Annotated in this window: 21 protein-coding genes; 10 read left to right on the forward strand and 11 right to left on the reverse strand. The window is 38.5% G+C overall.

Annotated features, from left to right (window positions below; all coding sequences use genetic code 11):
* Window positions 1-1,093 precede the first annotated feature (1,093 nt).
* Window positions 1,094-1,522: a DUF3859 domain-containing protein gene (locus tag H5084_RS07030; RefSeq protein WP_182690025.1), complete on the forward strand. Its 429-nt coding sequence runs from the start codon at window positions 1,094-1,096 to the stop codon at window positions 1,520-1,522.
* Between the two features lie 133 nt (window positions 1,523-1,655).
* On the opposite strand, the gene H5084_RS07035 is transcribed toward H5084_RS07030, so the two are convergent.
* Window positions 1,656-3,098, reverse strand: a complete 1,443-nt coding sequence (locus H5084_RS07035) for a methyl-accepting chemotaxis protein (RefSeq protein WP_028868511.1) — start codon at window positions 3,096-3,098, stop codon at window positions 1,656-1,658.
* 595 nt (window positions 3,099-3,693) lie between these two features.
* On the opposite strand from H5084_RS07035, the gene H5084_RS07040 reads away from it, so the two are divergent.
* From H5084_RS07040 to msrQ, 5 genes are all read left to right on the forward strand, one after another.
* Window positions 3,694-4,617: an ABC transporter ATP-binding protein gene (locus tag H5084_RS07040; RefSeq protein WP_182690026.1), complete on the forward strand. Its 924-nt coding sequence runs from the start codon at window positions 3,694-3,696 to the stop codon at window positions 4,615-4,617.
* Entirely contained in the window at window positions 4,607-5,380 is a 774-nt protein-coding gene (locus H5084_RS07045) for an ABC transporter permease (RefSeq protein WP_182690027.1), read from the forward strand. The genes H5084_RS07040 and H5084_RS07045 overlap by 11 nt, the downstream gene beginning before the upstream one ends.
* A complete protein-coding gene (locus H5084_RS07050; protein ID WP_182690028.1) occupies window positions 5,377-6,054 on the forward strand; it encodes a tRNA (guanosine(46)-N(7))-methyltransferase TrmB in 678 nt (225 codons plus the stop codon). The genes H5084_RS07045 and H5084_RS07050 overlap by 4 nt, the downstream gene beginning before the upstream one ends.
* Window positions 6,055-6,179: 125 nt before the next feature.
* On the forward strand, window positions 6,180-7,202 hold the full coding sequence (gene msrP, locus H5084_RS07055) for a protein-methionine-sulfoxide reductase catalytic subunit MsrP (RefSeq protein ID WP_182690029.1): 1,023 nt from the start codon (window positions 6,180-6,182) through the stop codon (window positions 7,200-7,202).
* Between the two features lie 46 nt (window positions 7,203-7,248).
* Window positions 7,249-7,887, forward strand: coding sequence for a protein-methionine-sulfoxide reductase heme-binding subunit MsrQ (gene msrQ / locus H5084_RS07060; protein ID WP_182690030.1), 639 nt, complete (start codon window positions 7,249-7,251; stop codon window positions 7,885-7,887).
* A 115-nt stretch (window positions 7,888-8,002) separates the two neighbouring features.
* On the opposite strand, the gene H5084_RS07065 is transcribed toward msrQ, so the two are convergent.
* The 10 genes from H5084_RS07065 to dksA all read right to left on the reverse strand — a co-directional run bounded on the left by H5084_RS07065 (window position 8,003) and on the right by dksA (window position 17,645).
* Window positions 8,003-9,142, reverse strand: coding sequence for a glycerate kinase (locus H5084_RS07065; protein ID WP_182690031.1), 1,140 nt, complete (start codon window positions 9,140-9,142; stop codon window positions 8,003-8,005).
* Between the two features lie 13 nt (window positions 9,143-9,155).
* On the reverse strand, window positions 9,156-10,511 hold the full coding sequence (locus H5084_RS07070) for a GntP family permease (RefSeq protein WP_028868505.1): 1,356 nt from the start codon (window positions 10,509-10,511) through the stop codon (window positions 9,156-9,158).
* A 149-nt stretch (window positions 10,512-10,660) separates the two neighbouring features.
* On the reverse strand, window positions 10,661-11,797 hold the full coding sequence (locus H5084_RS07075; RefSeq protein WP_028868504.1) for a sugar diacid recognition domain-containing protein: 1,137 nt from the start codon (window positions 11,795-11,797) through the stop codon (window positions 10,661-10,663).
* Window positions 11,798-11,964: 167 nt separating this feature from the next.
* Window positions 11,965-12,345: an aspartate 1-decarboxylase gene (panD, locus tag H5084_RS07080; protein ID WP_028868503.1), complete on the reverse strand. Its 381-nt coding sequence runs from the start codon at window positions 12,343-12,345 to the stop codon at window positions 11,965-11,967.
* A gap of 70 nt (window positions 12,346-12,415) precedes the next feature.
* Window positions 12,416-13,270 (reverse strand): pantoate--beta-alanine ligase, encoded by an 855-nt coding sequence (gene panC / locus H5084_RS07085; RefSeq protein WP_182690032.1) that lies wholly within the window; start codon window positions 13,268-13,270, stop codon window positions 12,416-12,418.
* 47 nt (window positions 13,271-13,317) lie between these two features.
* Window positions 13,318-14,112: a 3-methyl-2-oxobutanoate hydroxymethyltransferase gene (gene panB / locus H5084_RS07090; protein WP_182690033.1), complete on the reverse strand. Its 795-nt coding sequence runs from the start codon at window positions 14,110-14,112 to the stop codon at window positions 13,318-13,320.
* Window positions 14,113-14,173: 61 nt separating this feature from the next.
* Window positions 14,174-14,656: a 2-amino-4-hydroxy-6-hydroxymethyldihydropteridine diphosphokinase gene (gene folK / locus H5084_RS07095; protein WP_182690034.1), complete on the reverse strand. Its 483-nt coding sequence runs from the start codon at window positions 14,654-14,656 to the stop codon at window positions 14,174-14,176.
* Window positions 14,649-15,974 (reverse strand): polynucleotide adenylyltransferase PcnB, encoded by a 1,326-nt coding sequence (pcnB, locus tag H5084_RS07100; protein ID WP_409077630.1) that lies wholly within the window; start codon window positions 15,972-15,974, stop codon window positions 14,649-14,651. Before pcnB ends, folK begins: the two co-directional genes overlap by 8 nt.
* A 246-nt stretch (window positions 15,975-16,220) precedes the next feature.
* Window positions 16,221-17,126, reverse strand: coding sequence for a tRNA glutamyl-Q(34) synthetase GluQRS (gene gluQRS / locus H5084_RS07105; RefSeq protein WP_182690035.1), 906 nt, complete (start codon window positions 17,124-17,126; stop codon window positions 16,221-16,223).
* A 69-nt stretch (window positions 17,127-17,195) separates the two neighbouring features.
* Window positions 17,196-17,645 (reverse strand): RNA polymerase-binding protein DksA, encoded by a 450-nt coding sequence (gene dksA / locus H5084_RS07110; protein ID WP_028868497.1) that lies wholly within the window; start codon window positions 17,643-17,645, stop codon window positions 17,196-17,198.
* A gap of 261 nt (window positions 17,646-17,906) precedes the next feature.
* Here dksA and hrpB point away from each other — a divergent pair, with 261 nt between their 5' ends.
* The 4 genes from hrpB to H5084_RS07130 all read left to right on the forward strand — a co-directional run bounded on the left by hrpB (window position 17,907) and on the right by H5084_RS07130 (window position 23,935).
* Window positions 17,907-20,387 carry an ATP-dependent helicase HrpB gene (hrpB, locus tag H5084_RS07115; protein WP_182690036.1) on the forward strand — a complete coding sequence of 827 codons (2,481 nt, stop codon included), beginning with the start codon at window positions 17,907-17,909 and terminating at the stop codon, window positions 20,385-20,387.
* A gap of 81 nt (window positions 20,388-20,468) precedes the next feature.
* On the forward strand, window positions 20,469-22,730 hold the full coding sequence (mrcB, locus tag H5084_RS07120) for a penicillin-binding protein 1B (RefSeq protein WP_182690037.1): 2,262 nt from the start codon (window positions 20,469-20,471) through the stop codon (window positions 22,728-22,730).
* A 1-nt stretch (window position 22,731) separates the two neighbouring features.
* Window positions 22,732-23,151 carry a SufE family protein gene (locus H5084_RS07125; RefSeq protein WP_182690038.1) on the forward strand — a complete coding sequence of 140 codons (420 nt, stop codon included), beginning with the start codon at window positions 22,732-22,734 and terminating at the stop codon, window positions 23,149-23,151.
* Window positions 23,144-23,935: a DUF3108 domain-containing protein gene (locus tag H5084_RS07130; RefSeq protein WP_182690039.1), complete on the forward strand. Its 792-nt coding sequence runs from the start codon at window positions 23,144-23,146 to the stop codon at window positions 23,933-23,935. The genes H5084_RS07125 and H5084_RS07130 overlap by 8 nt, the downstream gene beginning before the upstream one ends.
* Window positions 23,936-23,968 lie beyond the last annotated feature (33 nt).

A 23,968-nucleotide genomic window follows, 5' to 3' on the forward strand; every position in this document is an offset into this window, starting at 1 on the left:
AGCTGCGCCGATGATAGTGTGGGGTCTCCCCATGCGAAAGTAGGTCATCGCCAAGCGCCTAATTTAAAATAGCCCCACTGGTTAGTTCCGGTGGGGCTTTTTTAATTGTGTTGATTTATGAGCTACGCAGAAAGTAGGACGAGTTTGCCGACAGGCAAGGTTGACGAGCGGAGGAGCTCTGCGACGACCGTTCCATCGTCAAGCTGGCATAGTATTCAGAACAATCCCTGTAGACTCTGTCTACAGGTTTTTTTTCGTTTAGGGCTTTTGAATAATAACCTACTTGAACATGGAAAGGTGAAGGGTAGCAACGCAGTTGCTTGCCTTTTATGCGACAGTAGGGCGAATATCTCGATAGCGATGGGTCATGAGCAATCTCCACCCATCGCCAAGCGCCTAATTTAAAATAGCTCCACTGGTTAGTTCCGGTGGGGCTTTTTTAATTGTGTTGATTTATGAGCTACGCAGAAAGTAGGGCGAGCTTGCCGACAGGCAAGGTTGACGAGCGGAGGAGCTCTGCGACGACCGTTCCATCGCCAAGCTGGCATAGTATTCAGAACAAACCCTGTAGACTCTGTCTACAGGGTTTTTTTCGTTAGGGCTTTTGAATAATAACCTACTTGAACATGGAAAGGTGACGGGTAGCAACACAGTGGCCATCCTTTAGTGCGATAGATAGGGGTGAATGATGCGGTCAGCATCGTCTTATGAGCGGGCTAAGCTCTGTGTGCCCTGGTGATATCGCGACAGCGATGGGTAATGAGCAATCTCCACCCATCGCCAAGCTTGCATAGTATTCAGAACAATCCCTGTTGACTGATGTCAGCAGGGGCTTTTCGTTTAGAGCTCTGGAGACCTCGAGCATGAGATGGGCAAAGCGTACGTAATAGCAATCCTTCAATGCCATTGATACGGTGAATGATGCACAGTATCGTTTTATGAGTGTGAAGCTCTTCATATTAATTGTTGTTTAGAATAGTAGGTTTTGTGTGTAAAGAAGACTTAGGCTTATAAGTACTTCCGCACAAGTCTCTATTTTATAAGTTCTTTATTGGCTATAATTCTTCATATAGTTATTAATGAGCGGGAAAATATGGCCAAGAAAAAGCCTGAGATCAAGATGCAAACCTATGGTATTCATTCTAAATGGGAAGCTAAATCTAAAGCTTTACCTAAAGTACTTGAATTTACAACTGATATTCCTGCGGAAATTGATATTGAGTTTGGATTTATCATTAATGTGAAAAATGCTCGCGGTAAAAAAGCTTTTTACTGTATCGATCATCCTGGTATTTATGATGTTAAAGGAAATGTTCGACCTGCATTTACTGGAGAAGTACATATTACCAATAATGATTGGGACTTTTATCTGGGAGATACTATTTGGGCTCCCATTGAAGATAAATGTGGCCCGTGGCGTATGACTATAACATTGAATGATCAGACCATTGCAGATAAAACATTTAACGTATCATCAAATAAGTTAGATTCACCGATTAAGCAGCGTTTTTCATATTTATAATTATTTATTTTAATCCTTGTGCGATGCATACCCGTTGTCAATATTATCCATTATCGGTCTACCTTGCGGTTTACTGACTTTTAGAAATTGAAAGATAACGGGTATATATCGCTAAATAGATAACGTAAATTATCTATTTAGTTTGATAGCGAGCTAGAATTTTTCCTAAATTTTCCGATGCGCTAGATAATTTAACTACGCCTTTCGCAGACTGACTTACTAAGTCTTTAACTGTATTAGATTGTAAGCGAATACCACTCAGTTCCTCTGAAATATTATTAGAGACTGAGCTTTGCTCTTCCGAAGAAACAGATATTTGATAGCTCATGTCATTGATCGTTTGTGAAGATTCTTTAATAGAATTAACATCGCTGCCAATCTCTACAATCAATTCTCGGCTTATTTGTGCTTGTTTGACAGTATTTTGAGTCATATTTGAAATGTTATTGGTTTCTAACTGTAAGTTCTCAATCATTGATTGAATTTCAAGTGTTGCAGATTGAGTCCGACCCGCTAAGGTTCTAACCTCATCGGCAACAACTGCAAAACCTCTCCCCATTTCTCCTGCTCGGGCTGCTTCAATTGCTGCATTAAGCGCAAGTAAATTAGTTTGTTCTGAAATAGAGTTGATGGTTGTGACTACGTCATTAATTTTTATCGTATTCTCTTGCAAAGTGATCACTGAGTCAGATGTTTGCTCGATATAAGAAGATAATTGTTGGATCTCTTTCACTGCATGCTGCACGCGGTTGTCACTTTGTTTAATATATTCTGAATTATTTTCAATCTGATGTGATGCTTTTTTAGAAACGTCGGTGACTTCTTGTGATGATGCTGTCATTTCTTCCATAGCTGTAGCTATCGCATCGAGCGAAACATGTTGATTGTTGATATGTTCTTCGCTTTGACGTGTTTCATTCGCAAAAGAAGATGAAGCGTGATGAAGTGTTTCTGCATTCTCTTTAACTATCTCTACTAATTCAGTTAAAGTGTCCATCGCATCGTCAAGTGCACAGCCAATGGTGCCAAACTCATCTCTACCAGGGTGAAAGCCTAAACGAGAAGTTAGGTCACCTTTGGAAATATTTTCAGTCGTATTCCATAATACCCATAATGCGCCTCCGAGAAAAGTTGCGGTCCAATACAGAACAAGAGCAAAGGGGAGTATCCAAAGGTATGATAAGTACAAAGAATTTAAGGCTTGTTGTTTTGCTGCTTTTTCTTGTGATGATACCGCTTTAGTTAATGAAACATATTTTTCGGAATTAATTTGAATAACGGCTGTTAATTTTTCTTTACTTCGGGAAGATACTTTTTTTGAACTGGATTCTGTTATATTAAATGAGTTCAACTTGCTTAGTTGTTTACTAGACTCCAATGCTAAAACTATACCTGACAACTCACCTTCTAAGGCAAGCATTGATTGTTTTTCGATTTGTTGTAAATCATTTTGGTATCGACTAAATGACAGCGCTGTTAACACAATTAAAAATAAACCTAAAATGATCCAAAACTTGTCATTAATAGACATCTTTATAAATAGTTTATCTACATTACGGAATCTAACTTCTTTCATATCTTCTCCATGAAGCACTTTTTTAAATGCAACGGTCATCGCCAATATTAGGCTTTCAGTGCGAATTGATTTTTTGGGGCCATCTCATGCGCCATGCGCGTTACTATTTTTTTAACTTGTTCATTTTTTTGTGTTTTTTTACTAAAACTTACAAAGTTACAAAAAAATGTATCGGCAGATGTTACATTATCTTTAGTAAATATAATTAAAAATTTACTCATTAAGAGGTGTTTGTCATAAATCAACCGTGACAGCTTAGTAAAGAAGTTTTTTAGTGGAATATTTTTCTGAATTTTTTTGCTTTATCGATTTTAGTATTATTTGAAAGGGTCTTTGCTTTAAGTTGAATATTGATTTGGACGTTTTTATGCGCCTTTAACATCTCGGTTCATTATTAATAAATTATATAATACTGGCTAATTGAACACTCTCATTAAACTTTATATTAATAAACCCTTACAATTTTTCAGTATTTGTTAATCCTATTTTTATTAGCTATTAATGTTACAATTTACTGTTATTCCATATTTTCAATCATCGCTCCAATTTCATTATTGCAACGCATGAACGATCAATCACTAAGGCTTATATTGTAATGAATGCAATCGAACTTCAAAATATAACTAAAACCTATAGAGGCGGTGTTGTCGCCCTAAAAGGTGTTTCTCTAGAAGTTGCTGAAGGCGACTTTTATGCTCTGTTAGGGCCAAATGGTGCGGGTAAATCAACAACTATAGGTATTATTTCATCGTTAGTGAATAAAAGCTCAGGCCAGGTACGCGTATTCGGCTATGACATCGATACACAACTTGAAGCTGCCAAAAGCCAAATTGGTTTAGTACCACAGGAATTTAACTTCAATCCATTCGAACCGCCATTACAGATATTAGTTAATCAAGCGGGCTTTTATGGTACGCCGCGAAAAGAAGCTTTTATCAGAGCAGAAAAGTATCTAAAGCAACTCGACTTATGGGAAAAACGCAATGAACCTGCAAGAGAGTTATCTGGGGGGATGAAACGACGTCTGATGATTGCCAGAGCATTAATGCATGAACCAAAATTATTGATCCTCGATGAACCGACTGCAGGTGTTGATATTGAATTACGTCGCTCGATGTGGGAGTTTTTAACTCAACTCAATAAACAGGGGGTGACTATTATTTTAACAACTCACTATTTAGAAGAAGCGGAAAGTTTATGCCGTAACATTGGTATAATTAATAAAGGCGAATTAGTAATTAATACCAGCATGAAGGAGTTAATTGGTCGTTTAGAGAATGAGACTTTCATTTTAGATGTTAACTCTACCGCACATTTGCCAGAAACTAAAGATTACAAACTAACCATAATCGATGATCGGACTGTCGAATTAGAGTTAGCTAAAGCCCATTCATTGAACCATGTTTTTGAATTATTAACAAAGCAAGGTATTGAAGTCAAAAGCCTTAGAAACAAATCCAATCGCTTAGAAGAATTATTTTTAGAGTTAGTTAAAAATGGAGTTATTGATGCTAAATAAACAATATGTGATAGCAGTTAAAAGTATCTGGACTAAAGAAGTTAATCGCTTCTTGCGTATATGGGTGCAAACACTAGTCCCACCTGCTATTACTATGTCTTTATATTTTGTTATTTTTGGTAACCTTATTGGGGCAAGAATTGGTGAAATGAATGGGTTTAGCTATATGGCCTTTATCGTTCCCGGTTTGATCATGATGTCAGTGATCACCAACTCTTACTCAAATGTAGCTTCGTCATTCTTTAGTGCTAAATTCCAGCGTAATATTGAAGAATTGCTAGTCGCACCGGTTCCAAACTATCTTATTATTTGGGGATATGTTGGAGGCGGTGTTGCGCGAGGTTTGATGGTTGGGTTTATTGTTACTTTAGTTTCTTTGTTCTTCGTTGATTTACATATCCATAATGTATTGGTATTGATAGCGAGTGTACTTTGTACTTCTATTCTTTTTTCTATCGGTGGTTTATTGAATGCAATTTTCGCTAAAACCTTTGATGATATTAGTATTATTCCTACCTTTGTGTTAACACCTTTAACGTATCTTGGTGGTGTTTTTTATTCTATTTCACTGCTTCCTGATTTTTGGCAAGGCGTGTCTCATTTTAATCCGGTTTTTTACATGATCAACGCTTTCCGTTATGGGTTTCTAGGCATCTCTGATGTGCCTGTAATTTGGTCATTTACCGTGATATTTACTTTTATCATTATCGGTTACACGTTAGCTGCCGTATTACTTAAAAAAGGCGCAGGTATTCGTTCATGAATGACATTACTGGTGACTCAAGAATTATTACGTCTAATCAAGTGGGGTTACACGAGAAATTAGATGAAGTGGTGTTAAAGCATTTACAGCATGACTTTAAAAAGCCTTACCAAACGCATACTCTAGAAGCGTTTAAGGAAGTTGAAAAGTGGGTTGAGCAACAAGCTAAACCGATTATATTCGACTCTTGCTGTGGTGTTGGTGAAAGTACTTACCATATTGCAAAAGCACATCCCGAGGCGATTGTATTGGGAATGGATAAATCTGCAGACCGGTTATCAAAACATCCTAGTGATGGAGAATCTTCTATTGAAGACTTAGATAATTATCGTTTATTGCAAGTTAATTTAAATGATTTTTGGCGTCTAGCGGTGGAAGCAAATTGGACTCTTTCACATCATTATTTGCTCTATCCTAACCCATGGCCTAAATCTAAACATTTACAACGTCGTTGGCATGGAAGTGCGGTTTTTCCATCGATAATTAAATTAGGTGGTCAACTTGATTTGCGCAGCAATTGGTTTACTTATGTTGAAGAGTTTCAACGGGCATTACAATTAGCTAACGTTGATAGTAAGACTGAAATTTATACTGCAGAACAAGCAATTACACCTTTTGAACGTAAATATTGGGCAAGCGGTCAGCAGTCTTTGCGTTTAACCTGTGATTTATAACCTGTGATTTATAAATAGGGGAGGCCTATAAACTTTCACTATTTTTTAATCACATGAAATATAAAGTGTGTTTTAGCGGTCTATTTTTTTATACAGTCGAAGTGAAAACTGAGTGAGGATAAAAGATGCTAATAAAACACACTAAAAAGTCGCAATTAAAAGAATCACAATTAACTGGCGAGTCAGTCTATAAAGAGCGCCGCCATATTATCAAAGGTCTAGGCCTTGCTGCTTTAACTATCCCTTTTATTAAACCTGCTAGTGCCAGTGTTTTCGATATTTTTTCTAGTGGCAATGATCAGGATAAAAATGCATTATTCCAACGCTCTGCATTATCATTTACTAAAAATACTAATTACCAATCGCTCACATCACTGACGCCTGAAGATAAAGTTATTCAATATAATAACTTTTACGAATTTGGCACTGGGAAGGGGGATCCCGCTCAATATAGTCAGCAATTTCAAGTTGATCCTTGGTCATTAACTATTGATGGCTTAGTGGATAACCCACAAACATTAAACTACGAAGACTTACTGAAAAAATTCGATATCGAAGAACGTTTATATCGCATGCGTTGTGTTGAAGCTTGGTCTATGAATATTCCTTGGTTAGGTTTTACTTTGGCAACGCTATTAAAGCAAGCGGGTGTTAAGTCCGATGCTAAGTATGTGCGCTTTGAAACTGTGTTTGACCCAGACCAAATGCGTGGGCAAGCTTCTAGGTTCGTCGGGGGCAGTATTAACTTTCCATATGTGGAAGGTTTAACCATTGGAGAAGCTATGAACCCGCTTGCATTGCTTTCTGTTGGTCTCTATGGCAAAACATTAGCACCGCAAAATGGAGCGCCTATTCGCTTGGTTGTGCCCTGGAAGTATGGTTTTAAAAGCATTAAATCAATTGTAAAAATAACGCTAACAGATAAAGCACCCATTAATACATGGCAAGCGCTTGGCCCTGATGAGTATGGTTTTTTTGCTAATGTTAATCCGCGAGCTGATCACCCTCGTTGGAGCCAAGCAAACGAACGCTTTATCGGTGAAGGAAACGTATTCCAACAAACTCGACAAAAAACATTAATGTTTAACGGTTATGAGGAAGAAGTGGGCCATCTGTATAAAGGTATGGATCTTCTACGTAATTTTTAAACCTGATCTCGTTAACCTTATAAACTTATACCAGAGCGCATTAATCATGAACAAAATACCACCTTTGGCGATAACATTCATAAAAGCGATTATTCATATCGCTTCGCTATCGGTGTTATTGTATTTCTACCTGTTAATTGATAGTAATCAGTTAGGTGCAGACCCTGTTAAAGAGATGATCCATTTCTTGGGGAAAACAGGTTTAAATTACTTGTTAATAACGCTTGCGATAACCCCCATTAGTAAACGCTTTAAACAGCCTCTATTAGGGCGTATAAAGCGTGTTTTAGGCTTATATTCGTTTGCTTGGCTATGCTTGCACTTAATTGCATTTTTATGGTTAGAGTTAAATTGGGAAGTATTTTTATTATTTGATGAAGTAATTAAACGACCATACTTAAGTTTAGGCATGTTAGCTTGGATCATTTTGTTGTTACTTAGTATTACTTCAATCACTTCAATTAAGCGTAAAATGAAACAGGCTTGGTTTAGTTTACACCGTTGGGTTTACATCGCAGTTTTACTGGGCACAGTACATTATTACTGGTCAGTAAAGTCGGGCTTAATCGAGCCAAGTATTTACTTTGTTATTTGTTTCATTCTACTTAGAGAGCGTAGTAGTTATTTTAAAGCGCAATTTAAAAAGTTAATAACGTTTATCAAAAAAGCCCCCTTATTTTCATAGTGGCTGTTATTAAAGTAATGGCTACTAGAGCCGTTGCGTGTGCAACCTTCAATAACACTTTTATCTTTGTTTAATATGGCTTTAAGATTAGCTATAATATTTAGTTAGCGTGCCATTACAAGGAGTTGATAGACCAACATTTAGCAATATTTTCAGATAAATTTTCAAGATTAGTTTGCGCTTCTGCAAATGCTTGCTCTAAAGGCATTACCCCTGGAATACAAGCAAATACCGCATCTATTCCACATGAATAAACTGCTTGATGATGCTTGCCTAAACTACCCGCAACACCAATCACCGGGATATCAAATTTTTTTGCTATTTTAGCAACCCCCATCGGTGTTTTGCCATAAATCGTTTGGTTATCAATACGGCCTTCACCAGTGATCACTAGATTTGTATTAGGCATATATTGACTCAATTGAACTGCATCCAATACTAAATCAATACCCGGTTTTAACGTCGCATTGGTGAATGCTATTAATCCAGCACCCATTCCGCCTGCAGCACCAGATCCTGCTTGGTTAAGCACATCAATATTAAATTGTTGTTTAATACACTGTCCATAATGTTTTAAGCCAACATCTAAATATTGAATATCTTCATCTGTAGCCCCTTTTTGAGGGCCAAATACATGGCTTGCACCGTGTTCCCCACAAAGAGGGTTATCTACATCACAAGCTACCAATATTTCGCAACTCGTTAACCGTTTATCTAACCCGTTAATATCGATAGCGTCAATGTGATGTAAGCCTGCACCATTAGTTTCTATCAGTTGCCCATGCTTATCTATAAACTGTATGCCGAGTGCGCTTAACATACCGATACCACCGTCATTAGTCGCACTGCCTCCTAACCCAATAATAATTTTCTTCGCACCTTGATCTAATGCTGCTTTTATTAATTCTCCTGTACCGTAACTGGACGTTTTTTTAGGATCTCGTAAGGAAGCTGGAACATGATGTAAGCCACTTGCAGCGGCCATTTCAATAATCGCCGTATTGCTGTCATCTCCTAACCACCCATAAAAGGCATCCACAGGCTGTGCTATAGGCCCTGTAACTTTAAGGTGGATTAGCTGACCATTTGTAGCATCAACCAAAGATTGTACGGTACCTTCACCACCGTCAGCGACAGGTATTAAGTCATAGCTCGCATCTGGGAAAACACGTTTAAAGCCAGTTTCAATTGCACGACAGACTTGCTTGGCGGTTAAACTTTCTTTAAATGAATCTGGAGCAATGACTATTTTCATATCAACCTCTTATTTATAACAATATTAAACTTAATAAATAAACACAGATAATTGCGGTAATACCTTGTACCAACGTCGCCATTGTTTGTGCCCGGTAAGCTAAGCCTACGGACATTTTACTGAACTGAGAAACCACCCAGAAAAAACTATCATTGGCATGTGAAACTGTCATTGCACCGGCACCAATCGCCATCACTGTTAATACTCTACCCATTTCGGAATCTAACCCCAACTGTGGTAATAATGGTGCAACAAGAGCTGAAGTTGTTACTAAAGCGACCGTTGAGGATCCTTGTGCCGATTTTAATGCAGCTGCAACGATAAATGGCATAAAAATCCCGATCCCTAATCCGGTTAACGTAACCCCTAAATACTCGCCTAAAGGCGTGGCTTTTAACACCGCTCCGAATGCACCACCGGCACCGGTGATTAAAAGAATCGGTGCTGCTACCGTGATCCCTTTACTAATATGTTCACCGAGTTCAATTGACTTCTTCTCAGATTTTAATAACCGTAATGCAAAGCCCAAACCAATCAACAGGGCACTAATTGGGGCACCTAAAAAGACCAATATATCGAAGATGATGCCATTGCCTAATGGTTGGCTTGGGAATTTAGCAATTGATGAGCCACATATTAATAGAATAGGAATAAATATAGGTGCGAAAGCTTGTGCAGCTGTAGGCAATACGCCGTAGGATGCTTTAAGTTCTGTCCATGATTGTTGCGTTGCCTGTGTTTCATCAGGTATTGCATCTGGTTCAACATCTTTAAATCTGTTTGCCCATAATGTACCTGCTAATGCAGCAACTGCTGCGACAACAATACCAACAGCAATTACTAATCCCAAGTTTGACTCTAAACCTAGGTTACCTGCGGCTGCAATGGGGCCTGGGGTCGGTGGGATAAACGTGTGAGTTGCGTATAAGCCCGTTGCTAATGCGACACTCATGGCAACGCTTGATGTTTGTAAACGATTTGCTAATGATTCTTTTAACGAATTGAGTATGACAAAACCAGAGTCACAAAATACAGGAATAGAAACAATATAACCGATGATTGTCATGGTTAACGTTGGAAAGCGTTCTCCAAGTACTTTAATCACATATTCAGCCATGGTAATAGCTGCACCACTTTTTTCTAGAATAACCCCTATGATCGTGCCTAAAACAATGACTAATCCAATATAGCCCAGTATACCGCCGAAGCCACTTGCGATTGTTTTTGCTATTTCTGACGAAGGTAAGCCATAAGCAAAAGCGGCGATAAAAGCTGATAATAGTAACGCCAAAAAGGGATGTAGTTTATATTTTGTAGTGGTCACTACTATAAAGGCGATAACGCCTATTAAAATTAGTATTAAGCTCATCATAACTCCGTTGTTTAGTTGAACAGCTAGTTTATTTAGTGGAGTTATTATTGAGCTTCAATCAACTAAAGTCTTTAGGCTTTGGTGACAAATTTTTCTTACAAATCGATGGTTACTTTGTGCAATTGCACAATAGTATTGGTTCTATTTCACCTTTCGAGTAAATATCCTAGATATAGCTCTAATAAACCGCTTACTGTTTCCGGATCAACATTAGTAATGCTGTGAATACGATTTATTCGGTATCGTAATGTATTTCTATGGATATATAGGCTGTTTGCACATTCCGTTAAAGAGCGATGTTGAAATAAAGCAATGAGTGTTTTGGCCAGCTGTCCATTTTTATCTTCTTGTACCAATACTTGATAAGGTTGACATAAGTGAGCACCCTGCCAACTTTTATGTAATGGTGAAAGCAATACAGGCAAGCGGAGTTCTTCATAAAGATGTTTATGTCTTTCTGGCTGATGTATTAGTCCCCATTCTAATGTTAGTTGTGCACTTTCATAGGAACGTGCAATAGCCCCCTCACCATCAAAATAATGTCCTAAAGCGATATCAACATCTGTTATCTCGTATTCTTTTAAGCGTGCAAATAATGAATCTATACGTCTATTTTCATCATGGCAATCCCATTGGCCATGGGAAAACGTTGCTGGTTTTAATACCACTATTTCATTAAGGGAGACAACGGCGACAAGATTATCTCGTATCGGATATTCTAATAATTCAACTATCTTACGTATACCTTGCAAACTAATAGGTTGGTGAGTTTCTCGAAAGCGGATCAAGACGGCAATACGAGGAGCAGAAATATCGATATCAATTTTTTTTGCCCAACCTAATAATTTGGGGTCATTTGTTTTTGCATTGATCCAAGTAGTTATAAACTCTTCTCTATGTCTTCTATCCCATTGTAATTGCTCTGTTAAGCCGGCATGTTCTACTATCATTTCCGCTGTCATTTTAACTAAATCAGCATATTTTCTACATTCATCAGGATCGCCAGTGATCCCGACTACACCAATGACTTGCCCATTAACTTGTAAGACGAGGTTGATACCTGGTAATACTCCTTTTAGAGAAAGGCTACTTTCTTTGGTGACCTCGATGGTAGTTGAATGTTGTAATGCGAGTAAAGCTGCATCGTGAGTTTGACCAATACGTAATGGGTCTCCGCTACCAATAATAACGCCTCTATGACTCATTACATTAATATTGTTCCCAATAATTTTCATTGTACGGTCAACGATTTGTTGTGCTAAATTATTCTCTAAAAGAAACACAGATAATTCCTAACATTTAATATTAATGGCTTATAGTAACAATCAATGATTAAAAATAGATGGGAATGTATTTGTTATGTGACGTTATCAGGGAGGAGAGAAACAAAAAAGCCGCTAATAATAAATATGAGCGGCTTTTGCAATCTAGTCGAGCATTTGAGTGTTGACTACGCTACTTGGATTGGAACATCTTTACTTGTACGAACAATGTTATTATCTTTATCTAAATATACTAGGCTTGGTTTATGGCCTTTAATTTCTTCAGCTTCAAAACTTGCGTAAGTACAGATAATCACACGGTCACCTACAGCAGCTTGACGCGCTGCAGCACCGTTAACAGAAATTATTTTTGAACCACGTTCACCAACGATTGCATACGTTGAAAAACGAGCGCCATTATCAATATTGTAAATTTCAATCTGTTCGTATTCTAAAATACCCGATTGCTCTAGGAGGTCTTGATCGATTGCACATGAACCCTCGTAGTTTAATTCAGCATGGGTAACGCGCGCTTGGTGCAATTTGCCTGTTAGCAGTGTCTTTTTCATACAAAACCTTTGATTCTAAAAAATTTAAAATGTTTGTTTTTTCAACAGGGGCGACTATAAAGTAAAAACTTTATTGGTGCAAATTAACAACTAAGTTATCAATTAAGCGAGTCTCTCCTAAGAAAGCGGCCATTAACACCACAGCTTGTTTACTGTCTGAGTTTAAAGGTGCCAATGTAAGTGGGTCAACCACATGAATTTTATCAGTTTTAAAGCCTACTTTGTTTAAAGATAGGCTTGCATCTTCAATCAATTGCTTACTATTTTCAGGGGTTACTTGTACTTTTTGTCCAAGGTCATGCATCACTTCTGAAATTTTTGGTGCAATTATTTTTTGATCGACTGATAACTTATTATTGCGAGAACTCATCGCTAAACCCGAAGTTTCTCTAACGGTAGCAACTGCAATAATTTCAATAGGCATAGCTAAATCAATAACCATTTGCTTTATTACACACAGTTGTTGAAAATCTTTTTCTCCAAAGCAGGCAACATCGGGCTGTACTAAATTAAATAGTTTAGCAACAATGGTGCTTACACCGCGAAAATGTCCTGGACGTAATTCACCCTCTAAACAATCCGAAATACCAGGTACTTCAACAACCGTTTGTGAATTTAGTCCATTTGGATAAATGGCCTGCGCAGAGGGGATAAATACAATATCAACCCCAGCTTGTTCAAGCTTGGCACAATCGGCATCTAATGTTTTAGGATAGTTAGCAAGGTCATTTGCATTGTTAAACTGCATTGGGTTAACAAAAATACTGACAACAGTAACATTGGCATGCTGTTGAGCTTCTTTAACAAGGGTTAAGTGCCCTTGATGTAAATTGCCCATGGTAGGTACAAAACCAATTTGAGCACCTTGCTGCTTCATTTTTTTTATTTCATTACGCAGTAAAGTTGGATCTTTAATTATTTGCATGGTTAACTCTTAACAAAAAAAGTTGCTAATAATAGCGGTTGTTGGCGTTAATAAAAGCTATGCTCAGCGCCTGGGAAAATTTTATTTTCTACTTGTTCTTTATAAAGCACAACAGCACGACGAATATCACCGGTCTCTACTAAAAAGTTTTTAGAAAATTTAGGACAAAAACCAGCTGAGATACCAAAGGCATCGTGCATTACTAATATTTGACCGTCTGTTTCAGTTCCTGCGCCAATGCCGATAACAGGAATATGTAACGCTTTAGTCACTCGCTCAGCTAAAGCAACAGGCACACATTCAAGCACTAACAATTGAATGCCTGCTGTTTGTAATGCGAGGGCATCTTCAAGTAATTTATCTGCCTGTTCATTGGCTCTGCCTTGGACTTTATAACCACCAAAAACATTCACTGATTGCGGTGTTAACCCTAAATGCCCACAAACAGGAGTACCGCGTTCGATCAAACCTTTTACAGATGCTGTTAACCAAGTTCCACCTTCAAGCTTGACCATATTGGCACCTGCGCGCATTAACGTTGCTGCATTGGTATAAGTTTGTTCTGGTGTTGCGTAAGACATAAACGGTAAGTCGGCAATGATTAAAGATTTCTCTGTTGTACTAGCCACGGCTGATGTGTGATAGGCAATATGCTCTACAGTCACTGGTAAGGTAGAGTCATGCCCTTGCAATACCATGCCTAATGAGTCTCCTACTAATAAAACTTGAATACCTGCTTGATCAAAAATAGCTGCAAAACTCGCATCATATGCGGTGATACAAGTAATTTTTTCTTGCTCTTGTTTCATTTTAGCTAAACGCGAAACGTTTACTTTAGCCATTATTGCTCCTAACTAGCAGTGGGGGAATGGTTGCATGATTTTACTGAGGTGATTAATTAATTCAACCTGTAATAGCGGTCAAACCATTTTTATCACAATGTTTAAGTATCTCGATCAAAGAAGTGCCATTGGGCATTTTTAATGTTGGTGCTATTTCAAATAGTGGGTAAAGCACAAACTCACGCTCTTTCATTCCATAATGAGGGACGGTTAAACGCTCGTTTTCTATCACTTGATCGGCATACAAAAGAATATCTAAATCTAAAGTTCGCGGGCCCCAACGCAATGCTTTGCGCTCTCGTCCTTGTTCCTGTTCAATGACCTGTAATGCATCGAGTAGTTCAAGCGCAGATAGGGTTGTCTCTAGTTTAGCAACAGCATTGATATAATCTGGTTGATCCTGCGGGCCCATAGGCGCACTTCGGTATAAAGATGAACACATTAGTAATTGTGTGTCTTTTATATTAGAAAGTGCTGTCATGGCTTGTTTTGCTTGTTCAATTGGCTGTGCTTGGTTACTGCCAATACCAATATAACTAATCATTGATCTTACTCGGTGCAGGTTTGCGTTTGGCTTTGCTATAGCGACGCTTTTTAGTGGGTTGATTTGCTTCTGGTTTGTATTCTTTTGCTTTGTTGACATTTTGACGAGCATATTGGTGCTCAGGCAATTTATTGTGCAATTGATATTCTTCCCACCATGCCGTTAGTTCGGCTAGTTCGCGACTTTGTTCAACACGTGCTCTTAATGCTAAAAAGTCAAAGGCCGCTCGGAATTTCTCATGCGCGTAAACACGCTGTGCACGTTTACCACCAAAGCGGGGTAGACGATGCTGTAAGATCCAAATATCACGAATAGCTGCTGTGAAGCGCTTAGGAATAGCAATGGTTTTAACTTGAATGGTTAACACTTCATTCATCGCTAACATAAATGCATCGTGTAATTCGATGCCACTTTCAAAGCTCATCTCTAATGCTCGTTGCTCAAGCGGGTACCATAACATTACGGCATAGATGTAAGCAGGGGTCACTCGCTTGCCTTCAGAGATACGCTTATCAGTATCCATTAAAGCTTGTTCGATCATTTTAGTGGCTTTGTCATCTTCGCCATCTTTAAATAAAATAGGGAAGAGAACCGCTAGTAATTTATATTCTTTTAATAATCGATAAGTTGCTAAACCTTGGCCTGATAACAGCAATTTTATCACTTCGTCAAAATGGCGAGCCGCAGGAATATCTTGTAATAAAGAAGCTAAACGACGAATAGGCTCAGCACATTCATCACTGATCGATAAATCTAATTTTGCTGCAAATCGGATCGCGCGCAACATACGCACAGGATCTTCACGGTAACGAACCTCTGCCTCACCGATTAAGGTTAAACGGCGTTTTGCTAAATCGTTCATGCCACCGCAGAAGTCATATAAAGAGTAATCAGCGATATCGTAATATAGGGCATTAACAGTAAAGTCACGACGTTCTGCGTCTTCTTCTAAAGATCCATAAACATTATCGCGTAACAACATGCCTTCTTGTGATTGTTTGACCTTTTGTTTGTCTTGCTCTGCTTCATCGTGATGGCCTCGGAAAGTGGCAACTTCAATGATTTCACGACCAAACAAAATGTGTGCAAGACGGAAACGGCGACCAATTAAGCGGCAATTTCTAAATAAAGCTTTAACTTCTTCAGGGGTAGCATTTGTCGTAATATCAAAATCTTTAGGTTTTAAGCCTAATAATAAGTCACGCACACCACCGCCAACCAATAAAGCACGGTAACCTGCATTATGTAAACGATACAAAACCTTCAGAGCATTTTCATCAATATCCGAACGAGAAATTGAATGTTCCGCGCGTGGGATCTTATATTGATCAAGCGATACTGCGGCTTGTGGCGTTTTTTTCTTTTGAAATACTTTTTTTACAAGTTTGCTTAAGCGTTTAATAGCTCTATCCTTTGCATCTACTTAGATGGAATTAGTCTGAAAATAATGCGCTCATTTTATGTGCGCAAGTTATTAAAAACAAATTAAATTTGCTTCTCTGTATTTCGCTTTATTAAAGTAGGCATTTTATGTATCACTACAGTGCTTTAATAAAGACCTTTATTAATGCGTGACAGGCAGTTGAATTTCTAGCTGCTTAGGCACATTGTTCAAACACCAATGCTGCTGTGCCCATAGTAAAATTTCTGCACAGTTTGATTGTGCTATGTTGTTTGGCACTGGATGACCTAAAAAAGCCAACACTTGTATCAAGGTAGGCTCCGGATTTTTTTTATCTACTGCCGTCGCATGGTTTTGTTTCGATAGTTTAAACCCAGGCGCTGTCACCGCTAAAGGTAAATGAATATAACTGGGCACTTTAGCATCAAGTAGGCGGTAAAGGTTTATTTGTTTACCGGTTGTGCTAATTAAGTCTGCGCCTCTTACCACTTCTGTCACGCCTTGCTCAATATCATCTATCACCACGGCAAGATTATAAGCATATAAGCCATCTTTACGTTTAATAATAAAATCATCGTCCACTTGAGTGGCATCTAGTTCAATCAAGCCTTGTAACTTATCGTTAAAATGGGTGGTTTTATGACGGATAGATGACAAGTTAATACGTAATGCGTTAGCAATCGGGGAGTGCTGTTTATCTCGACATTGACCTTGATAAAAACCGCCTTGTTGCTTGATTATTTTACGTGTGCAACTGCATGCATAGCAGAGGTTTTGCTGAGTCAATGTGGCTAATACGGTTTCATAGGCTTGGCTTCTTTGATGTTGATAAATGACATCGCCATCCCATAATAAACCATAAGCTTGGAGTGTTTGTAATATATCTTCACTAGCACCGATAATTTCTCGAGGCGGGTCGATATCTTCAATACGAACTTGCCAAATTCCTTGCTGAGATTTGGCTTGCAAATAACTGCCAACCGCAGCCACTAAAGAGCCAAAATGTAATGGTCCTGAAGGTGAAGGAGCAAATCGCCCAATATATTTTTTGTTCTCTTTTAATAACAAATTATTTTCTCTAAAAACAAAAACGGCTAGCAAATGCTAACCGTTTTTTAATTCGCTTAATCACTAGGATTAACCAATACTTTGTTTTTCTTTTATTTCTGCAAGTGTTTTACAGTCGATACATAAATCTGCAGTTGGACGTGCTTCTAAACGGCGAATGCCGATTTCAACACCACAAGATTCACAAAAACCGAAATCATCAGCTTCGATTTTTTTCAGTGTTTTTGCGATTTTAGTGATTAACTGACGTTCACGATCACGTGCACGTAATTCCAAGCTGAACTCTTCTTCTTGAGTTGCGCGGTCAACAGGATCCGGGAAATTTGATGCTTCATCTTTCATATGATCAACAGTGCGGTCGACTTCTTCGCGTAGCTGAGTTGTCCATGCTTTAAGAATACTGGTGAAATGATCACGTTGAGGTTTACCCATGTATTCCTCACCAGCTTTTTCTTGGTATGGCTCTACTCCAGCAATGGCTAAAATACCGAGTGTTTTTTTGCTTTTATTAGCGGGCATAAATTTTCCTTCTTCCGATGCAGTGTAAATACGCTTTAGACGCATCAAAACGGTGATAAATATAAGTAGTAGGTCGAACAAACTTTGCTAACATAGAGACATCAGTTTTTTTCGGCGGCTATCTATAGCAATAATTGCTATCAGAGTCAAATAATGAGTTACTAATTGTGACGCTATGACCTTTTTTTTATCATATTTGATTATTCTCTGTGCTGTTTTGCCTTTTGCATGTTGTTATATTTTTAAAGGATTTTATCTTCAATGTTACCTATTCAAGCGGTTCTCACTGAACTTAAACAACAACTTAATTTGTGCCCACAAGTGATCCTTCAAGCCCCCCCCGGCGCGGGTAAATCTACCTGCCTTCCATTAGTTTTGTTAAAGCAACGATGGTTTAGCGGCAAAATTATTATGTTAGAGCCTCGTCGTTTAGCGGCGCGAAATATTGCTCACTATCTTGCTAAACAATTAGGTCAACCAATTGGCCAGCAAGTTGGATATCGATTACGTGGTGAATCTAAGGTTAGCGCTGAGACACAGCTTGAAATCGTTACTGAAGGTATTTTGATTCGATTATTGCAGCAGGATCCTGAACTAACGGGAATTGATTTAGTAATCTTTGATGAGTTTCATGAGCGAAATCTGCAAGCTGATTTAGGCTTGGCTTTATGTTTAGATGCCCAGGCAAGTTTGCGTGAAGATTTAACCTTATTGGTGATGTCTGCAACTCTAGACAATCAAGCATTACAACAACATTTACCCGCTGCGGCTTACGTCAGTTGTGAAGGGCGGAGTTACCCTATTGAGTATGTTTATCAACCTGTTACAGGGCAGGAAGGAAGCATTGCTCAGCAACAAGCATTAGTCGCATTAATTAAAATGGCTTATCAGCAACAAGCGGGCAATATGTTGGTGTTCGTTGCAGGGGTAAAAGAAATTCTTCGCTGTTGCCGAGATTTACAACATTGGATTGATACTCAACAGCTACCCATTTTATTAGCCCCTTTATACGGTAAATTAAGTTTAGATGAGCAGCAATTAGCGATTCAATCCCCCCCTAATAATATGCGTAAAATAGTGGTCTCGACTAATATTGCAGAAACCAGTTTAACCATTGATGGCATTACTGTAGTGGTTGACTCCGGTGTTGAGCGTAGTTTTCACTTTCAAGCTCAAACGGGGATTGGCAAGTTGAGAAGCCAGACCATCAGCGAGGCAAGCGCTACTCAACGCGCGGGTCGAGCCGGGCGTTTAAGTGCGGGCACCTGCTATCGACTTTGGGCTAAAGAAAAGCGTTTAAGGACACAAAATGAAGCTCCTATATTACAAAGTGAATTAACGGCTTTAATGCTTGAAGTAAGTGCCTGGGGAGTTACTCATCCTCAACAATTACCTTTTTTAACCCAGCCCAACGAAAATAATATTCAGGTCGCGCTACAGTTATTGCAAAGTATTAACGCAATAGATTCTCGTGGTCGTTGTACTGCCCATGGTGAGCAGATCATTGATCTTGCCTTAACACCTCGATTAGGACATATGCTGATCACCGCTAAAACATTAGAAAGCAACTTAAAGCAGCCTGGGGTGGTGGCATTGGGCTGTTTAATCGCCGCATTTTTAGAAGCAAATGAAAAAGGTAACGATGATATTGAAGCACAGTTAAATTCTGTTTCTTATCAGGTGAAAAAACAATATCAAATATTGCTTAAAAAATGTTCGCAGAAAATGCCTAGCAGTTTACCAATGCAATATTGTGGGCTGCTATTAGCGATTGCTTTTCCCGATCGTATTGCAATGAGCCGTGGTAACGGGCAATCTCTTGACTATTTACTGAGTAATGGAGCCGGTGCGTGTTTAGTTAATCATTCTGCATTATTAAATGAAAAAATGCTGGTGGTTGCAGATCTCGCGCTGTCGGAACAAAAAACTAATAGCCTTATTTTTAAAGCATGTAGTATCAATTTAGAGACCATAAAAGCTTACCTTCCACATTACTTAATGTCTGTTGATTACTTATGTTGGTCGTTAAAAGAAAATAAATTGATTGCTGAGCAACGCTTGATGTTAGGTAAAATTACAATTAGCCGTTTACCACTTGCTAAGGTATCGAAGCAACAAAAGTTAAGTGCATTACTCAATGGTTTAAGGCAAGCAGGACTGTCTATTTTACATTGGAGTGATGCGAATAAAGCCTTATTAACCCGTTTACGTTATGCAACTGAACAGTATAAGTTGGCAAGCGAAAAAGACGTCGTAGACTTCAGTGAGGCGGCATTAATTGAACAATTAGAGTTATGGCTAGCCCCTTTTTGCACTGGTATTACACAACCTGAACAATTTAAAAAAATTGATTTGAAAGCTGCGTTATTATCTCGTTTAACTTGGTCACAGCAACAAAAATTAGAGGTACAGTTTCCACAAACGATTACCGTGGCTACGGGCTCGGCGATTAAATTACAATATCGAGAGCAACAAATTCCGTTATTGTCGGTTAAAATGCAGGAATTATATGGTCAGGCACAAACACCGAGTATTTTCGATGGGCGCATCGAGATTCAATTAGCCTTGTTATCACCGGCGATGAAACCATTACAAGTGACTCAAAATTTGCATTCATTTTGGTCTGGCGCTTACAAAGAAGTACAAAAAGAGATGAAAGGGCGTTACCCAAAACATTTTTGGCCCGACGACCCCGCGAATGCATTAGCAACACGTAAAACTAAAAAACATTTATCTAGATAATGTTATGGTGCGCGCTGATCGTGCTTAATATGGCTAATACATACCTAAAATTTATTAAAAAATGAGTTAACTAAATCTGTTATGGCAAAAACACCTAAAAATGAAAGCGCTAAGAGCAAACCGAAAGAAACGACAAAAGGTAAACTCAAACAAGGCGCTAAAAAAGAAAGTGGGGAAAAAAGCACTGCTAAAAACCCCAAAACAACTCGTAAACCCACAGCAAGAAAAAATACTAAAAAAAGTACGAGTAAATCGCAGACACCTTCCTTTAAACAACGTTTTTTTAGAGGGTTATGGTCAATTACATGGAAAGCGAGTCTTGCTTTTATTGCCTTTATTATTATTTGCGGGATCTATTTTGATAAAAAAATAGAGCGTCGTTTAGATGGATCTACATGGACTCTGCCTGCTGCATTATATGCACGGCCTCTCACATTACAGGTTGCATCGCCATTAACTCAACACGCCTTGGTCAGTGAACTCAAATTATTGAATTATCGTGCAGTGAAAAGCGTACAAAGCCCCGGTCAGTTCTCAACGGCGGGTAAGCGTGTCATTATTTATCGTCGTGCATTCGATTTTCCTGATAAATCAGAGCCTGCTCAATTAGCCGAGGTGAGTTTCAATTGGCAAGGAGTGAGTAGCCTTAAAACCAGACAGCAAAGCCATCTACAACAATTTCGTTTAGATCCTTTGTTATTAGACAGGCTGAATAGCAAGCAAATTCAAGACAGAGTCTTTGTACCTTTTGAGAAAATACCAGATCTCTTTATTAATACATTGCTATTAATGGAAGATCGTAATTTTTATCATCATCAAGGTGTCTCACCTTTTGCCATCTTACGCGCGTTTATTGTGAATTTTAAAGCGGGGAGAACGGTACAAGGAGGTAGTACATTAACGCAGCAATTAGCAAAAAACCTGTTTCTATCACAAGAGCGTAGCTTATGGCGTAAGTTTCAAGAAGCGTATATGGCGGTGTTAATTGATCATAAATACAGTAAAGACAAAATATTAGAAGCTTACTTAAATGAAGTGTATTTAGCGCAAAATGGTGCGACGGGTATTTATGGCATCGAGCTAGCTAGCGACTTTTATTTTGCACGTCCCGTTGATGAGTTACGCGTTGAGCAAATTGCATTATTGGTGGCAATTATCAAAGGTCCTTCCTACTACAACCCAAGAAGGAACCCTGAACGAGCACTGGCGCGTCGAGATTTAGTGTTACGTTTAATGCTTGAGCATAACTATATTAATACCGCACAATATCGAATAGCCGCCAAGGGAAACCTTAATCTAAGTAATGCGAAGGCGTTAAATAACCGTGCAAATCCAGCTTTTGTGAGTTTGTTAAACCGAGAGTTGCAAAGTGATGTGCCAGCAAGTGTACGTAAAAAAAGTGGTTTATCGATCTTTACATCAATTTCTCCTTTAGCACAAAAAAATGCAGAAATAGCGATACAAAACGGGGTGCCAAAAGTACAAAAAGAGGGGCAACACGACTTACAGGGGGCGATGGTTATCACTGACCGCGAATATGCTGAAGTACGTGCGATTGTTTCCGGAAAGAATGTTAAGTTTAGTGGTTTTAATCGTGCATTAGACGCAAGTCGACCAATTGGTTCTTTGGTTAAACCAGCAGTTTATTTAACGGCACTAGATCAAGGTTATGCATTAACTGATACATTAAATGACAAGGCGATTATCCTCAAAAATAGCACCGGCCAACGCTGGCGCCCTAAAAATTACGATAGAAAATTCCGTGGAGAAGTGACCGTTGAGTATGCGCTAGTGCACTCATTGAATGTTCCGACCGTAAACCTAGGCATGCAAGTAGGCTTAGGCAATGTTATTGATAGTTTGCATAAAATGGGGGTTAATGAAAAAATACCTGCTTATCCATCTTTAGTGTTAGGCAGTGTGTCATTATCTCCTTTTCAAGTCGCGCAGATGTATCAACCGATTAGCATGAAAGGAGTGTATAAGCCGTTAACAATGATTCGTTCTATCGTATCGAGTCAAGGTGAGGTAGTTTATCAACGTAGTCAACATGCGCAGCAAATATTTTCATCACAATCGGTGTCACAATTATCTAATGCGTTACATAAAGTGACTACTGAGGGGACCGCTCGCAGTTTACGTTGGCGCAATCCCAGGCAAGACTTTGCTGGTAAAACGGGAACCACTAATAATCTTAACGATAGCTGGTTTGTTGGGTTTGATAAAGATGAAGTGGTCACCACATGGGTTGGGAAAGACAATAATAAAAGTGCAGAATTAACAGGCAGTAGCGGGGCATTAGTCTTGTTCTCCGACTATATGAAAGCAAAAGTAGGGAACTAAAGTGCAACAATTAACACCAATAACTAATGTCGAGCAGTTACAGGAAGCATTTTCTCATAATAAAAGTTGGGATGCACAATATCGGCTTATTATTCAATTAGGTAAAAAATTAGATGCTTTTCCTGAACAGCTAAAATTAGAACAACATCAAGTAAAAGGTTGTGAGAGTTTAGCGTGGTTAGTGATCATCGAAGAAAATGGCGTTTATGATTTCAAAATGGACAGTGACACTCGCGTGGTCAAAGGGTTAATGAAAATTATTTGGTTAATTTTTCAAGGGAAAACCAAACCGCAAATAGAGGATATTGATTATCAGGATCTGTTTGCTCAATTAGGGTTGTTAAATCATTTGAGTCCATCTCGAGCCAATGGTTTATTTGCCATTATAAATACTATTAAAGGAGTCAATTCTATTGACTAATATTCAACTTAAAATTGTTTTATCCAGTTTATTTTTACTAACTCAGTCTATTTTTGCGACAGCAAATGAGGTGTCTGCACAACAAGTAAGCGCCGCTACTGATACATCTATTGATGTTGAAATAAACAGTGGAACTGATTCAGCAGCCGCTAATAGTAACCACCGTTATGTTTATGATGTTTATTATAAAAGTATATCGATTGGTGACATGACTCAAGAGTACCGTTGGAAAGGAAAAAATGTTGCGGTTAATTCAGTTGCTGATTTTTCTTTTTTATATTTTTCATTTGGTGGTAGCCAACAATCAGACATTGTTTGGGACGACACAAAAAAACTATTTTTAAGTCGTTCATTTGTTAGAGAAAGTGTTGGCTTTAGTACGGTCGAAATGACCGCTAAATTTGACCCAACAGGCCATCATTCAGAAGTTGTAAATAATGGGGAAAGCGCTGAATACTCAAACCAAGAAGGACCCATTGTTGACTTTAATACCGTGACCTTACAAATTGGGGAAGGGTTAAAAAAAGGACAAACGGATTTCGAGTTTTATATGCAAACATCTGACGATATTGCCCATTATTTCTTCCAGCTAAAAGGGACGGAAGTGATTAAAACTAAGTTCGGGGAAATGGAAGTATATCGAGTACAACAAACCCGAAAGAAAGATCGTACGTTTATCGCTTGGTTTGCCCCTCATTTTGATTATCAAATGGTTAAATTTGAATATCAAAGAAAAGTGTTAGATATCCACGGAGAGCTAGTTGAGCATGGCACTGACTTTTAATTTGATACAGGCTCCGTAATAAAAATGATAGCA

The organism is Psychromonas sp. SR45-3 (assembly GCF_014163575.1).
GTDB classification, from domain to species: Bacteria; Pseudomonadota; Gammaproteobacteria; order Enterobacterales; family Psychromonadaceae; genus Psychromonas; species Psychromonas arctica.

What these genes read in the sequence shown, in the direction of transcription:
- panD (WP_028868503.1), bottom strand. Translation starts at nt 12,345, where the DNA reads ATGAAAAAGACACTGCTAACAGGCAAATTGCACCAAGCGCGCGTTACC.
- dksA (WP_028868497.1), bottom strand. Translation starts at nt 17,645, where the DNA reads ATGCCCGCTAATAAAAGCAAAAAAACACTCGGTATTTTAGCCATTGCT.
- H5084_RS07040 (WP_182690026.1), top strand. Translation starts at nt 3,694, where the DNA reads ATGAATGCAATCGAACTTCAAAATATAACTAAAACCTATAGAGGCGGT.
- msrP (WP_182690029.1), top strand. Translation starts at nt 6,180, where the DNA reads ATGCTAATAAAACACACTAAAAAGTCGCAATTAAAAGAATCACAATTA.
- H5084_RS07030 (WP_182690025.1), top strand. Translation starts at nt 1,094, where the DNA reads ATGGCCAAGAAAAAGCCTGAGATCAAGATGCAAACCTATGGTATTCAT.
- H5084_RS07065 (WP_182690031.1), bottom strand. Translation starts at nt 9,142, where the DNA reads ATGAAAATAGTCATTGCTCCAGATTCATTTAAAGAAAGTTTAACCGCC.
- H5084_RS07070 (WP_028868505.1), bottom strand. Translation starts at nt 10,511, where the DNA reads ATGAGCTTAATACTAATTTTAATAGGCGTTATCGCCTTTATAGTAGTG.
- mrcB (WP_182690037.1), top strand. Translation starts at nt 20,469, where the DNA reads ATGGCAAAAACACCTAAAAATGAAAGCGCTAAGAGCAAACCGAAAGAA.
- hrpB (WP_182690036.1), top strand. Translation starts at nt 17,907, where the DNA reads ATGTTACCTATTCAAGCGGTTCTCACTGAACTTAAACAACAACTTAAT.
- H5084_RS07050 (WP_182690028.1), top strand. Translation starts at nt 5,377, where the DNA reads ATGAATGACATTACTGGTGACTCAAGAATTATTACGTCTAATCAAGTG.
- folK (WP_182690034.1), bottom strand. Translation starts at nt 14,656, where the DNA reads ATGATTAGTTATATTGGTATTGGCAGTAACCAAGCACAGCCAATTGAA.
- H5084_RS07035 (WP_028868511.1), bottom strand. Translation starts at nt 3,098, where the DNA reads ATGAAAGAAGTTAGATTCCGTAATGTAGATAAACTATTTATAAAGATG.
- panB (WP_182690033.1), bottom strand. Translation starts at nt 14,112, where the DNA reads ATGGCTAAAGTAAACGTTTCGCGTTTAGCTAAAATGAAACAAGAGCAA.
- panC (WP_182690032.1), bottom strand. Translation starts at nt 13,270, where the DNA reads ATGCAAATAATTAAAGATCCAACTTTACTGCGTAATGAAATAAAAAAA.
- H5084_RS07045 (WP_182690027.1), top strand. Translation starts at nt 4,607, where the DNA reads ATGCTAAATAAACAATATGTGATAGCAGTTAAAAGTATCTGGACTAAA.
- msrQ (WP_182690030.1), top strand. Translation starts at nt 7,249, where the DNA reads ATGAACAAAATACCACCTTTGGCGATAACATTCATAAAAGCGATTATT.